Source organism: Claveliimonas sp., assembly GCF_037273965.1.
GTDB classification, from domain to species: Bacteria; Bacillota; Clostridia; order Lachnospirales; family Lachnospiraceae; genus Claveliimonas; species Claveliimonas bilis.
On sequence record NZ_JAYAZJ010000047.1, the window covers coordinates 41,918 to 53,798 of the forward strand.

The 11,881-nt window shown below is 43.1% G+C and carries 12 protein-coding genes; 11 read left to right on the forward strand and 1 reads right to left on the reverse strand.

The genetic code is table 11. The annotated features are described in order from the left end of the window. Positions 1-27: 27 nt before the first annotated feature. The 7 genes from WJ238_RS03215 to WJ238_RS03245 all read left to right on the forward strand — a co-directional run bounded on the left by WJ238_RS03215 (position 28) and on the right by WJ238_RS03245 (position 7,142). A complete protein-coding gene (locus tag WJ238_RS03215) occupies positions 28-690 on the forward strand; it encodes a YkgJ family cysteine cluster protein (RefSeq protein WP_230107044.1) in 663 nt (220 codons plus the stop codon). After that, the gene (locus WJ238_RS03220) at positions 684-1,781 is read left to right on the forward strand and encodes a DUF3878 family protein (protein ID WP_230107043.1); all 1,098 of its coding nucleotides are present in this window, start codon (positions 684-686) and stop codon (positions 1,779-1,781) included. The genes WJ238_RS03215 and WJ238_RS03220 overlap by 7 nt, the downstream gene beginning before the upstream one ends. Before the next feature lie 51 nt (positions 1,782-1,832). After that, positions 1,833-2,468 carry an endonuclease III domain-containing protein gene (locus WJ238_RS03225; protein ID WP_256195903.1) on the forward strand — a complete coding sequence of 212 codons (636 nt, stop codon included), beginning with the start codon at positions 1,833-1,835 and terminating at the stop codon, positions 2,466-2,468. 276 nt (positions 2,469-2,744) lie between these two features. Next, positions 2,745-4,394, forward strand: coding sequence for an amidohydrolase (locus WJ238_RS03230; protein WP_230107041.1), 1,650 nt, complete (start codon positions 2,745-2,747; stop codon positions 4,392-4,394). Then, a complete protein-coding gene (locus tag WJ238_RS03235) occupies positions 4,394-4,690 on the forward strand; it encodes a YhdT family protein (protein ID WP_230107040.1) in 297 nt (98 codons plus the stop codon). The genes WJ238_RS03230 and WJ238_RS03235 overlap by 1 nt, the downstream gene beginning before the upstream one ends. Then, a complete protein-coding gene (gene panF, locus WJ238_RS03240) occupies positions 4,683-6,191 on the forward strand; it encodes a sodium/pantothenate symporter (protein ID WP_230107039.1) in 1,509 nt (502 codons plus the stop codon). The genes WJ238_RS03235 and panF overlap by 8 nt, the downstream gene beginning before the upstream one ends. A gap of 24 nt (positions 6,192-6,215) precedes the next feature. Then, positions 6,216-7,142 (forward strand): DMT family transporter, encoded by a 927-nt coding sequence (locus tag WJ238_RS03245; RefSeq protein WP_230107038.1) that lies wholly within the window; start codon positions 6,216-6,218, stop codon positions 7,140-7,142. Positions 7,143-7,187: 45 nt separating this feature from the next. Here the strand turns inward: WJ238_RS03245 and WJ238_RS03250 are convergent, their stop codons facing one another. Next, positions 7,188-7,889 carry a FadR/GntR family transcriptional regulator gene (locus tag WJ238_RS03250; protein ID WP_230107037.1) on the reverse strand — a complete coding sequence of 234 codons (702 nt, stop codon included), beginning with the start codon at positions 7,887-7,889 and terminating at the stop codon, positions 7,188-7,190. 240 nt (positions 7,890-8,129) lie between these two features. Between WJ238_RS03250 and WJ238_RS03255 the strand changes: the two genes are divergently transcribed. From WJ238_RS03255 to WJ238_RS03270, 4 genes are read left to right on the forward strand one after another with little or no spacing between them, the layout of a single operon-like run. Beyond that, on the forward strand, positions 8,130-8,951 hold the full coding sequence (locus WJ238_RS03255; RefSeq protein ID WP_230107036.1) for a transketolase: 822 nt from the start codon (positions 8,130-8,132) through the stop codon (positions 8,949-8,951). Then, positions 8,951-9,886: a transketolase family protein gene (locus WJ238_RS03260; RefSeq protein ID WP_230107035.1), complete on the forward strand. Its 936-nt coding sequence runs from the start codon at positions 8,951-8,953 to the stop codon at positions 9,884-9,886. The genes WJ238_RS03255 and WJ238_RS03260 overlap by 1 nt, the downstream gene beginning before the upstream one ends. Before the next feature lie 21 nt (positions 9,887-9,907). Further along, positions 9,908-10,771: a phosphogluconate dehydrogenase C-terminal domain-containing protein gene (locus WJ238_RS03265; protein ID WP_230107034.1), complete on the forward strand. Its 864-nt coding sequence runs from the start codon at positions 9,908-9,910 to the stop codon at positions 10,769-10,771. Positions 10,772-10,785: 14 nt separating this feature from the next. After that, entirely contained in the window at positions 10,786-11,751 is a 966-nt protein-coding gene (locus tag WJ238_RS03270) for a D-2-hydroxyacid dehydrogenase (protein ID WP_230107033.1), read from the forward strand. Positions 11,752-11,881: the final 130 nt, after the last annotated feature.

Consider the following 11,881-nt stretch of genomic DNA (forward strand, 5'->3'; position numbering starts at 1 on the left):
ATACCATAGTGGAGAGTGTGAAAATTTATGATAAGAAATATAGAACTTTCGGAGATTTCCGACGGCAGCCTTTACACATCGACAGACATGGCAAAAGCCGACTGCCGGGGCTGTGAAGGATGCTTTGCCTGCTGCCGCGGCATGGGAAGATCCATTGTCCTGGATCCCTGGGATATTGCACAGATGACGGAAGGAACAGGAAGAACTTTTGCAGAATTGATGGAAGGGGCCATTGAGCTGAATGTGGTGGACGGTATGATCCTGCCGAATCTTCGTATGGATGAAAAGACAGAGAAATGCACATTTCTTGATCAGGAAGGCCGCTGCAGCATTCACAGATTCCGTCCGGGAATCTGCAGGATGTTTCCGCTGGGAAGATATTATGAAGAAAACGGATTCCGGTATTTTCTGCAGATACATGAGTGCCAAAAGAAGGACAGGAGCAAAGTTAAGATCAAGAAGTGGCTGGACATTGCAAACTTAAAAGCATACGAAGCTTATATCTGGGACTGGCACCAGTTTCTTGCACTTTGCCGGAGAGAGTCAGCCCAGCTTGAAGAGGCGCAGATAAAGATACTGCAGACATATCTGCTTCGCACATTTTATCAGACGCCCTACGGTTCTGAAGATTTTTACAAAACATTTTATGAACGTATGGCAGCGGTAAAGGAGACACTTGGATTATGCTAGAACATTACGAAGAGAGGAAAAAATTTCTTCCCGGTCTGGGAAAAGATATGCCGGAGACTTACGGAAAGCTGGCGGAGATTTTCCAGTACCAGGTTTTTGAACTTTACGAAGAGGTGATCGGGCCAAGAAACAGCAGTTATTATATTCCCTATATGATGAACGATGCTCTGGAATGTTATCTTGTACTGAAGGATGCCAGAATAACAGGAGAATACTTGCAGCTGGATCCGGAGGAATTTCCCCTACAGGCCCAGATCGCACAACGAGACGGACAGACGGCTCTGATCGTCAAGCAGGGGAGCGAGAACGTTTTTACGATCTGGTTCCGGGAAATAGAGGAATCGTTCCAGTGCTATCAATATCACAGGATCGGACATTTCTGGGTGGAAGGGCAGGAACACTGGCGTCAGCTGGTGTATATGACAGGAACGATCTATGATAAATATGAATATATGAAGGAAAAGGCATGCAGCGATCTGGAGATGGAGCTTATGCACCTGATCGAGTTTCCGCCTTTTCGCTTTTGGTCGCCGGTGGAGGAATCCCTGGAGGAAAGATATCCTTCAAGTCCACAGGGAACAGCATGTATGAAAAAGCTTGCCAAAGAGGCTGGGGATGGGATGTACGCTTTTTTGACCGGAATTTATGAAAAATTTCCGGCAGGATTTTTGGAAAAGAGGCTGGCGTCCATGCTTTGCAGTCCTGCAAGGGAACCTTTGTATGAAATGATTTACGAAAAAATCCGAAAGGCGTCTCTTGCATACCCGAAGAGGGATTACGGAGAACCCTTAAATACAGAGATTCTGAAAAAGAGAAAGGCTGTAAACCGCCGGCTGAAAAAGGCAGGATTTGAAGGGAGATATCCTTTTTACAGGAAAGACGACCTTCAGATCGTTGCAACAGAGGAACATCCCTTTACCTGCATGGAATCCCGGGACTTTGTTTTCCGCATACAGTTTATGGTGTCAAAATGCCGGAAAGCATGCGGGAGAAACGGAGGTTTTTTTAGGTCGAGGGACAGGAAAAGCTGGATTTTGGAAGATCTGGATCCTGTTTTATCCGGAGGTCTTGAGAGGAAGAGCACAGGTTAAAGAAACACATAAAAAAGTATAAAATAAAAAATACAAAGAGAGGAAGAAAAAATGACAAAAAAGCAGCTGGCATTAGAAGTGATCGAAAGATTGAAAAGAGAATATCCGGATGCAGGATGTACCCTGGATTACGATCAGGCCTGGAAGCTTCTTGTAAGTGTGCGTCTGGCAGCACAGTGTACAGATGAAAGAGTCAATAAGATTGTAGAAGTCCTATATGACAAATATCCGGATGTAAATGCTCTTGCAGAGGCGGATGTAGAAGATATTGAAAATATTGTCAGACCCTGCGGGCTTGGCAAGAGCAAAGCGAGAGATATCAGCGCATGTATGAAGATATTGAAGGAGGAATATGACGGGAAGGTTCCGGATGATTTCGACGCTCTCTTAAAGCTTCCGGGAGTGGGGAGAAAGAGCGCTAATCTGATCATGGGGGATGTGTTTGGCAAGCCTGCCATTGTCACCGATACCCATTGTATCAGGCTGACAAACCGGATCGGTCTGGTGGATGGCATCAAGGAACCAAAGAAAGTAGAGATGGCTCTTTGGAAGATCATTCCTCCGGAAGAAGGAAGTGATTTCTGTCACCGTCTTGTCTACCATGGCCGGGATGTGTGTACAGCAAGGACAAAACCGTATTGCGATAAATGCTGCCTTAATGATATCTGTAAGAAAAAAGGGATATAGAAATTATGTGGGAAAGAAAGGCCCCGGTTCAGCTCTGTGCATAGTGACCGGGGTCTTTTTGTAATTTTATATCAAAAAAACAAGACAAAACAACCAAAAAAATAACAAAAAGTCTTTTTGAAAAGTATAATATTGACAAAAAAGTTGATATATGATATACATTAAACATCGGATGTTTAATTATATACAAAAGTGACGGAAAATATAAGGAGGAAAGCGAATGGGATAAAAGACAGCAGGAGTTACAGCAGGTACAGCACAAAAAAGGAGGAAAAAATGTTTTTTGATTATTCTTATATAGACAAAGCATTTATAAACGGACGAATCATCACAGTAAATGATCAGGATGATATCTGTGAAGCAGTTGGGATCAAGAAAAACAAAATTGTATTTGTTGGTTCAAATGAAGAAATAAAAACTCTGACAGATGAAAATACTGAAATCATAGATTTAAAGGGACGGGCCATGACTCCCGGTTTTATCGACAGCCATTATCACCCTATCCTGTCCGGATTTATGAATGGAGCGATCATTGATGCCACATATCCAAAATGTAAAAGTATCGAAGACATTAAGGAACTGGTAAGAGAAAGAGCGAAGGTAACACCAAAGGGTGACTGGATCAAACTGTGGGGATATGACAATAATAAGTTGGCGGAAAAACGTCATGTCACACTGGAAGATTTAGACGATGCTGCCCCGGATCATCCTGTACAGTGTATGCGTACATGTGGACACGTATGTATTTACAATACGCTTGGCCTGGCGGCCGGAGATATTAAAACGCCGGAGGATATCAAAAGATTCGGGGAAGGTGAAATCGAAGTCGTAGATGGAAAATTTACAGGACTTACAAGAGATTTAAGTGCATTCTATCTGTGGAGTAAGGTGAAATACACAGAAAAAGAACTTAAGGAAGCGATCGAGCGTGCAAACAAGGCATGTCTGGAAGGAGGGATCACTTCTGTACATGACTGTGGAGAATGCGATGCTCCGGCATACAGTATGATGTTTAAGGCTGCAAAAAGCGGCTGGTTCAAACCGAGACAGTTTATGATGCTTCATAGTATTTTTGGAAAGCCATTCTCTAAAGAAGATAATGAGCATTTCCTGAAGCTGGGATTCCATACAGGGATTGGAGATGAGCATTTTCGGATAGGTAGCTGCAAATTTATGGTAGACGGGGGAAGCAGCGGACCGACTATGGCTACAAGGGAACCGTATTCCCACGATCCTACACTTCCCAGAATTTTATCCTGGGACAGGGAGGAAGTCGCAGATTATATTGACTATATTAACAGGCATGATTGTCAGGCAACTGCACATGCGGAAGGTGATCTTGCTGTGGAATTTATGGTGGAAGGATATGAAAAGGCCCTGAAGAATCATTACCGAAAACCGGAGGAACACAGACACAGAATTGAGCACTGTGTTATTGTAGACGACGACCTGATACAGAGAATGAAAGCAATGGGGATTGTTCCGATTGCAAATACGCATTTTATTCCTTTAAACGGCAGTGACTATCATCGTTATTTTGGAGAGCGCATTAATTATCTGTTTGCTCTAAGAAGCTTCATTGATGCAGGATTAAAGCCGGCTATTGGATGTGACGCTCCTACGGCAGCCTGCGACGCTATTGCAGGATTAGACGGAGCGGTTAACAGAATAGACCGGGGAACCGGAGAGGTGTGTGGTCCGGGACAGAGAATTTCCATGCTGGAGGCTGTCCGCTGTTATACTATGAACGGTGCATATGCCAGCTTTGAAGACGACATCAAAGGAAGCATAGAAGTAGGGAAACTGGCTGATTTTACAGTCTTTTCAGAGGATATTTTAGCAATTGATCCGGTAGATATTGTAAAAACAAAAGTAGATTATACCATTATTGACGGTGAGATTTGTTATAAACGAGGTGAAAACTAATGGAAAATAAAAAAGAAAAGGAAGAACTTAGTTACAAAGAGAAGTTCATTCAGATGAACAAAGAGGCAAAAGCTACCTGGATTGTAGGTTTGATTTCCTTTATTGTATGGCTGGCCGGAGGATTCGGAGTTTATCTTCTGGCAGGAAACAGCTGGACCATTCTTGGTATGCCGGCCTGGTTTGTTCTGGGAAGCTTTGGCTGTTGGTTTGTAGGTATCATAGGAGTAGTGTATCTGTTGAAGTTTGTGTTTAAAGACTTTGATCTTGGTGATGACGAGGAGGATATCAATGAATGATTCAGTATTAAGATTAATTCCTGTTATTGTCTTCTTTGTAGGACTTATGGGAATCGGAGTATATGTACAGAAGAGGTCTGCCGACGCAAAGGCACAGAACTTTTCAAAAGAATATTTTATCGGTGGAAGAAGCCTGGGAGGCTTTGTGCTTGCCATGACACTGGTAGCAACTTACGGTTCTGTCAGTTCCTTCTTAAGCGGGGCAGGAAAAGCCTGGGAGACAGGATTTGGATGGGTGTATTATGCAACATCCAATGTAGTTGCAGCTTTCCTGATTCTGGGAGTACTGGGTAAGAAAATGGCTGTTGTAGGCCGCAAAACAGATTCTGTAACGGTAATTGATGTGCTAAGGGCAAGATACAAATCAAATGCATTATCCTACATCTGTGCAGTTGTTATTCTCGTATTTTTTACTACACAGATGGTGAGCCAGTTTATTGGAGGCGCACAGCTTTTTTCGGCATGTACCGGTTTTGATTATACGATCGGTTTGATAATTTTTGCGGCGGTTGTTGTTATCTATACCACGATCGGCGGATTTACAGCAGTTGCTGTTACAGATACGGCGTGTGCGATCGTGATGGTGATAGGAACGATTCTTCTTGGAATTGCAGTAATTCAAAGAGGGGGAGGACTGGATGCGATTATGGCGAATATCACTTCACAGTCTGCACAGGCAGTGGCTTCCGGAGAGGGGATTGATCTTCTGGACCCAAGAGCCAGCGGTCAGATTCCATTTCAGCTTTACCTGTCACAGTGGCTTTTGTGTGGATTTGCTACTATCGGACTCCCACAGTCACAGGTAAGATGTCTTGGGTATAAAGATACGAAATCTGTACATAAAGCAATGATCTATGGAACGGTAGTTGTAGGAATTATGATGATCGGCATTCATCTGATCGGAACATGGTCACGCGGCCTTTTCGCTACAATTGAAGGATCTACAGATACCGTTATTCCTGTTGTTATCGTAAATTACATGTTTCCGATCCTTGGCGGCGTGGCAATTATAGGACCTTTGGCGGCAGCCATGTCCACTGTATCATCCCTTTTGATTGCAGGGTCTTCTGCAATTGTAAAGGATATGTATCTGCATTATAAATCGGAGAAAAAGGAAGAACCTGATCAGAAGCTGGTAGCTAAGATTTCTTTTGCAGTTACAGCTATCATGGGCATTTTGTCAGTTGTCATTGCTATTAACCCGCCGGATCTGATCGTATGGATCAATATGTTTGCCTTTGGCGGACTGCAGACCGTATTTTTGTGGACTATGCTGTTTGGATTATTCTGGAAATCGGCCAACAAAGTGGGAGCGCTGGCAAGTGTGATCGGAGGCTTAAGTTCCTACTGTATTACTATGGCTCTGGATATTTCAGTCGGATCTTTCCACAACATTATCATTGGCCTCGGCGTTGCGTTGATCTGCTTCGTGATCGGCAATAAATTCGGAACGCCGATCGATGATAGAACCGGAAGGATTTTCTTCCCGGAGAAATATTAGACAACGTTTGGAAGGAAATGAACCATGAAAAAATTTTGCTCTTTTTTTGTCATATTGGCAGGGATTTTCTGGGGAAGTCAGGGAATATTTGTAAAAGAGCTTGGGAAAATGGCCTTGTCCTCTATGGATATTGCGGCGATACGTGTGGCAGGGACGGGGGCGGTCATTTTCCTGGTCCTTCTTCTTACAAAAAGGGAGCTGTTGAAGATAAAATTAAAGGATATCTGGGTTTTTATAGGCAGTGGGCTTTTAAGTATCATATGCTTTAACTGCTTTTACTACCAGGCGATTCAGATGACTTCCATGGCAGTTGCAGCAGTGCTTCTTTATATATCTCCGGCAGTGGTGGCAATTTTATCCTGCATTTTTCTGGGCGAGAAGATAACCATTCGTAAGATCATAGCGCTTGCCAGTGCTTTTTCAGGATGTTTCTTTGTATCGGGAATTATGGGAGGCGCTCAGACAATTACGGCGGCAGGAGTTATGTCAGGAGTGGGAGCAGGGGCGGCTTACGCCCTTTATTCCATATTCAGTGCTGCCGGATTAAAAAAGGGATATCAGCCGGTTACAATTATGGCATATACTTTTGTAATTGGCGGTATAGGAATTTTGCCTTTGTGTGATGTGGGAAAAATTCTGGGAAGCTCATCAGAACATGCTGAATGGATCATGGTGGAAGTAGCTTTTGTCGTTATCAGTGCTCTTTTGCCCTATCTGTTGTATACTATAGGTCTGCAGCATATGGAAGCGGGAAAAGCTTCCATCACAGCATCAACGGAAGCAATAGCAGCTACGGTATTCGGTATTGTTTTTCTGGGTGAAAAATTAACGGGAAATATAATACTGGGTATTGCAGCAGTGATATTTTCTATTATTATTCTTAATATAAAGTTGCCGGCAAAAGCCAGAGCAGAAAAAAACAGGATTCCCGGCTCTACGTCAGTAAATTGAAAAAAAGCCATGCAGCCTTTGGATTTACAGCTGCATGACTTTTTTTTAATCCTGTAATTCATACCAGATATCTACGGAATTTTTAATGCAGTCTTTAATTTTATCGTAACGTTTTTCCTGGATGATATTGTAAATTTTTGTATGTGCCTCGTAAGCAAATTCGCCCTTTTGATGTGTGTGTGTATGGGAAATGGAAGCGCGGAGAGAATCAATAACAAAATAGTAGATTCGGGCGGCCAGAGGATTGCAGCAGGCTTCCCCCAAAATATGATGAAATTCCATATCTTTTTTAAAAATTGTATCCGTGTCGGCATTGGCGCGGATCAGTGCTTCCAGTTCATCCAGATTCTTTTTCAGCGCTTTTCGCTGGGCGCCATTTTCATCAAAGTGGTCGATGACAAGTTCTACAATATCTGTTTCAAATATCTGTCGAAATTCATAGAGATTATTTACGTCAGGATTAGTGACGAAATATGTGAACAGAAGAGAGTCCAGCAGGTTGCTGTCCGGGGATTCGCTGACATAGGTACCGTTTCCGACACGAATGTCCACCAGGCCAAATGCCGACAAGATTTTCATAGCTTCTCGGACAGATCCGCGGCTTACACCCAGCCCTTCAGATATCTCCAGCTCGTTGGGAAGCTTATCGCCTGGAAGCAGCTTCTTGTCCATCAGCAGCTGCTTAATGCTGTTTACTACAATATCAACAGCAGATTCTCTTTTTGTTGCTTGAAATAAATTACTCATAAATTCCCTATCCTTTCAACATAGCTATCAAAGAGTATAAATCACCCAATTTATACTTTGAAACTATTATAACGAAAAAAACATAAAACGTCAAACGATTAATAGATATTTTTTAAAATCTATTGACTTTCTCCGGAAAATGTAGTATACATTAAACATCAGATGTTTAATGTTAATTAAATAAACATTAAATAATATAGTATATAATTCATCCGAACGAAATAAAAAGGAGGAACTTGTATGAATGCAGCAGAATTAAAGCAGAAAGCCGATCATCTCCGTCTGACCGCAGTAGAAATGGTTTACAAAGGGAAAGACGGCCATCCGGGACCGGCATTGTCTATTGCAGATATTGTGGCGGTATTGTTTTTTGATGAAATGAGGATTGATCCGGAAAATCCAAATTGGGAAGACCGGGACAGATTTATTTTGTCAAAGGGACATGCCTGCCCCATTTATTATGCGGCGCTTTCCGAGAGAGGATATTTTGGAGAAAAGGTAGAAGATTTTCATCTCCGTGCACTGGGAAGTAAGTTTCAGGGGCACCCGGTTATGAATAAGACAAGGGGCGTGGATATGACTTCTGGTTCTTTGGGAAATGGAATCTCCATTGGATCGGGAATGGCCATTGCAGGAAAATACCTCGGGAAAGATTACAATGTATTTGTCATCGCCGGAGATGGAGAACTTCAGGAAGGTGTATGTTGGGAAGGAATTAATTCTGCCGCCGGACACCATCTGGATAATCTGATCGTATTTGTAGATAAAAACGGCTGGCAAAGCGGAGGAAGCGTTGAGGAGACCATCGGGTCAAACAATGTCAAAGAGAGGTTCGAGGCTTTTGGATGGGATGCACAGGAAATTGACGGACATAATATCGAAGAAATTCAAAAAGCCATTAGAAATGCCAAGAATGCGGAAGGGAAACCGAGCGTTATTGTTTGTGACTGTATAAAAGGCAGAGGTGTTTCTTATATGGAAAATAATAATGCATGGCATAAGGGAGTTCCCACACAAGAACAATATGAAGAAGCAGTAAAAGAGTTAGGAGGTGCGTTGTAATGGCAGGATTTAAAGGGACAAGAGAAGCGTTTGCACAGGCGCTTTTGGATATGGCGCAGGAAAACGACAAAATTATGTTCGTGTCTCCGGACTCCCTTAAAGCGATGCGAGCAACAAAATTTGCCGAGCTTCATCCAGAACAGTATGTAGAGGTGGGAATTTCAGAACAAAATGCAGTGGATACGGCAGCAGGGCTGGCAGCAGCAGGACTTACTCCATTTGTCGGAACTTACGCCGGATTTCTCACTATGCGTGCCTGCGAACAAATGAGAACATTTGTGGCATATCCTGATTTGAATGTAAAATTTGTAGGGATTAATTCAGGGCTTCTCGGAGGAGAGAGAGAAGGAGTAACTCATCAGTTTTATGAAGATCTGGGTATTCTCTCCAATATTCCGAATTATACAATCTTCACTCCGGCAGATGCGGCACAGACTTATCATGCAGTAAAAATGGCAGCAGAAATAGACGGTCCGGTATATGTGCGCGCCGGAAGCGGCAGAGAAGCTGATATCTATGATATAGAAACGCCATTCAGTGAGGACGGTATACGGATTTTAAAAGAATATGGGAATGACACACTGTTACTCTCCAGCGGTTTTGTACTTGACCGTGTCCTGAAGGCGGCAGATATCCTCAAAGATAAAGGGATTCAGGTGACAGTCGGCGATGTCAATATTTTATATGGAAAGAATCCACAGAAGATACTGGAAGCAATTGCAAAGACCAAAAAGATTGTTACGGTAGAGGATCATAATGTCAATGGAGGTCTTGGTGCTTACATCAGTAAACTGGTTGTGGAAAATGATCCGAAATATGTAAAGAGAATGGGCCTTACTAAATTTGGTGAGTCCGGACCGGCAAAAGAACTTGCAGATGCATATGGATTTTCGCCGGAAAACATCGCAAAAACAGTAGAAGAAAATTTAAAATAGACAGAAAAGAGGTTATATACGATGGGAAAAATAGTCGTAAGTGTAATTGGAGCAGGCGGAAAAATGGGAACAAGAACAAGCAACAATCTTGCAAAAAAGCCTGATGAATTTGAATTGTTAATGGTAGAGGCATCAGAGGCCGGAATACAGAGCATTAAAGACAGAGGTTTTGAACCGACACCGGTTGAGGAAGCTTTGGAGAAGGCAGATGTTGTTGTATTTGCTGTTCCGGATACGCTGATCGGAAAGTTATCCGCAGTCTATGTCCCGCAGCTTCGTCCCGGTACGGGATTTATTATACTGGATCCGGCAGCAGCTGTAGCAAAAGAATTGACTCTCAGGGATGACTGTACATTTGGCGTTGCCCATCCATGCCATCCTTCCTATTTCCTGGATCAGGATACCTACGAGGCACGTCAGGACCGGTTCGGAGGATGCGGTGGAAAACAGGATATTGTGATGTCCAAGATACAGGGAGATGACGGTCGATTTGCACAATGCGTGGAAGTGGCAAAACAAATGTATGCACCGGTGGAACACGCCTATGTTATGACATCCGAGCAGATTGCATTTCTGGAGCCGACTCTTGTGGAACTTCTGGGGGCAACCTGCCTCTATGCCATGGCGGAGACAGTGGAAGAAGCAGTAAAAAGAGGAATCCCCAAGGAAGCGGCGGTTTCCTTCCTGACCGGACATATCTACAATCTGTCAGCAAACTTTTTAGGATATATACCGGGAAATCCTCCGGTGTCAGATGCATGTAAAGTGGCAATCGGCCTTGGAAACAGACTTGTTATGAGAGAAAACTGGAAAGAAATCTGGAAGGACGAAGTGCTCCACAAAGTCATTGCTACTATGCTGCATCCCGAAAATCCGCAGATATAGGAGGAATACAGTAAATGAAGATAGTTGTACTTGACGGTTACACTCTGAATCCGGGAGACCTGGACTGGAAAGGACTGGAGTCACTGGGAGAATGTACCGTATATGACAGGACGTCTCTTACAGATACAGAAGAAGTGATCCAAAGGATCGGAGATGCAGAAGTTGTATATACCAATAAGACTCCACTTCCTGAAAAAGTGTTTGAAGAATGTAAAAATTTGAAATTTGTAGGAGTGCTTGCTACAGGATATAATGTAGTGGATATCACTGCAGCAAGGAAAAGAAATATTCCGGTAGCTAATATACCGACTTACGGAACAGCGGCAGTAGGACAGTTCGCGATTGCGCTCCTTCTGGAAATCTGTCATCATATTGGTTATCACAGCAAGGTGGTTCATGAGGGAAAATGGGTCGCCAATCCGGACTGGTGCTTCTGGGATTATCCGCTTATTGAGCTGGATGGAAAGACAATGGGAATCATCGGTTATGGAAGGATCGGACAAGCTACAGGAAGAATCGCTCAGGCTCTTGGAATGAAGATCCTCGCTTATGATTCCTACAGAAATCCGGCACTGGAATCAGATACATGCAATTATACAGATTTAGATGAGGTACTTTCAAAATCAGATGTCATAGCGCTGCACTGTCCGCTTTTCCCGGAAACAGAGAAAATGATCAACAGATCAACCATCGCAAAAATGAAGGATGGAGTTATTATTCTCAATAATTCCCGCGGTCAGCTGATCAATGAGCAGGACCTTGCAAATGCGCTGAACAGCGGAAAGGTGGCAGCAGCAGGTCTTGATGTGGTATCTACAGAACCCATTAAAAGCGATAATCCGTTGCTGACAGCGAAAAATTGTCTGATCACACCGCACATTTCCTGGGCGCCAAAGGAATCCAGAAAAAGATTGATGGATATTGCAGTATCGAATCTGCAAGAATTTTTAAAAGGCACGCCTAAAAATATCGTAAACTAAAGTTTTTAAAAGGCACTGTTTTATAAGTATATCAACCAAAAAAGAAGGGCGGTCCCGATAAGGGGCCGCCCGAAAGCGAGGGGGAGAAAGTTTATCCTTCAATTGCAATATAGCTCTTATTTTCTACTGC

Excerpts from the sequence above, each read along its gene's own strand:
- WJ238_RS03215 (WP_230107044.1), top strand. The coding sequence starts at position 28 with ATGATAAGAAATATAGAACTTTCGGAGATTTCCGACGGCAGCCTTTAC.
- WJ238_RS03220 (WP_230107043.1), top strand. The coding sequence starts at position 684 with ATGCTAGAACATTACGAAGAGAGGAAAAAATTTCTTCCCGGTCTGGGA.
- WJ238_RS03225 (WP_256195903.1), top strand. The coding sequence starts at position 1,833 with ATGACAAAAAAGCAGCTGGCATTAGAAGTGATCGAAAGATTGAAAAGA.
- WJ238_RS03230 (WP_230107041.1), top strand. The coding sequence starts at position 2,745 with ATGTTTTTTGATTATTCTTATATAGACAAAGCATTTATAAACGGACGA.
- WJ238_RS03235 (WP_230107040.1), top strand. The coding sequence starts at position 4,394 with ATGGAAAATAAAAAAGAAAAGGAAGAACTTAGTTACAAAGAGAAGTTC.
- panF (WP_230107039.1), top strand. The coding sequence starts at position 4,683 with ATGAATGATTCAGTATTAAGATTAATTCCTGTTATTGTCTTCTTTGTA.
- WJ238_RS03245 (WP_230107038.1), top strand. The coding sequence starts at position 6,216 with ATGAAAAAATTTTGCTCTTTTTTTGTCATATTGGCAGGGATTTTCTGG.
- WJ238_RS03250 (WP_230107037.1), bottom strand. The coding sequence starts at position 7,889 with ATGAGTAATTTATTTCAAGCAACAAAAAGAGAATCTGCTGTTGATATT.
- WJ238_RS03255 (WP_230107036.1), top strand. The coding sequence starts at position 8,130 with ATGAATGCAGCAGAATTAAAGCAGAAAGCCGATCATCTCCGTCTGACC.
- WJ238_RS03260 (WP_230107035.1), top strand. The coding sequence starts at position 8,951 with ATGGCAGGATTTAAAGGGACAAGAGAAGCGTTTGCACAGGCGCTTTTG.
- WJ238_RS03265 (WP_230107034.1), top strand. The coding sequence starts at position 9,908 with ATGGGAAAAATAGTCGTAAGTGTAATTGGAGCAGGCGGAAAAATGGGA.
- WJ238_RS03270 (WP_230107033.1), top strand. The coding sequence starts at position 10,786 with ATGAAGATAGTTGTACTTGACGGTTACACTCTGAATCCGGGAGACCTG.